Raw genomic sequence first — 975 nt, 5'->3', positions numbered from 1 at the left:
TAGCTCAGGAATAGCTCTTTCTTCAAGAATGGGTAGATTGCCGAAACATTCTTTTGAATTGCATCGATCGTTAGGCCGTGCTGACGAATGGTCATCTGAGCAATTAACGATGGCAGTGCGAATAAGTGAATGATGTTGTTACGGTAGTAGGTCATCAGAATCGATTGGTGGCGATCTAGTGAAATAATGTCACCCATTGAGTCTGACTCAATCAGGAATTTGTTCAGAGACTCTGCATGTTTCACCAATTCTTCCGCGCTGTCTTTCGGTACTGTAAATGTGTCTGAGTAAGGCACATTGTTAAGTAGAGACAGGTAGCAGTTGATTTGAGAAACCAAAGAGTCACGGGACAATGCACGCTGACGTGACGCAAGTAGAGCGGTTGCACATAATGTCAGTGCGTTGGTCGCTGCCGCGTCGTTGATATGTGTCATCATCTTGGTTGCCAAGTCATTGACCACAGGCGTCATCCATTGTGGCTTGCTGGTGCCCATTGGATCGATGTCTTTCGTCCACTCTGGAGAGTGTTCATTCAGGTATTGGTTAAGCTGAATCGGCTCACCGAAGTTCACGTAGCCCTTACCAAAGTTACGTAGCTTACGGATAGTACGAATTACTAGGCTCGCGTTTTCTTTCTCTTTACGCTTACCACGTAGTTCTTTTGCGTAAGTCGCTACTTCCATTACGTGCTCGTAGCCGATGTAAACAGGCACTAACGTTACTGGGCGGTTCATGCCACGCAGCATTGCCTGAATCGTCATCGCTAGCATGCCGGTTTTCGCTTGTAGCAGACGACCGGTACGAGAACGGCCACCTTCACTAAAGTATTCTACCGAGTAGCCTTTAGCGAACAGCTCAGCTAGGTACTCACGGAAGATCGTTGAGTACAGCTTATTACCTTTAAAGCTACGACGAATGAAGAACGCACCACCGTGACGGAAAATCGGACCGGCAGGGAAGAAATTCAAGTTGATA

General features: G+C 47.0%; 1 protein-coding gene. It reads right to left on the bottom strand.

The window, feature by feature from the left end:
* Window positions 1-975 (bottom strand): 1-acyl-sn-glycerol-3-phosphate acyltransferase (locus tag A3712_RS18715; protein WP_197465862.1); only part of this gene is annotated, 975 nt, incomplete at both ends.

Source organism: Vibrio sp. HI00D65 (assembly GCF_001635455.1).
Classification (GTDB): domain Bacteria; phylum Pseudomonadota; class Gammaproteobacteria; order Enterobacterales; family Vibrionaceae; genus Vibrio.
Note: the sequence above shows the minus strand (reverse complement) of the source record. Positions and strands in the feature narration are given on the sequence as shown.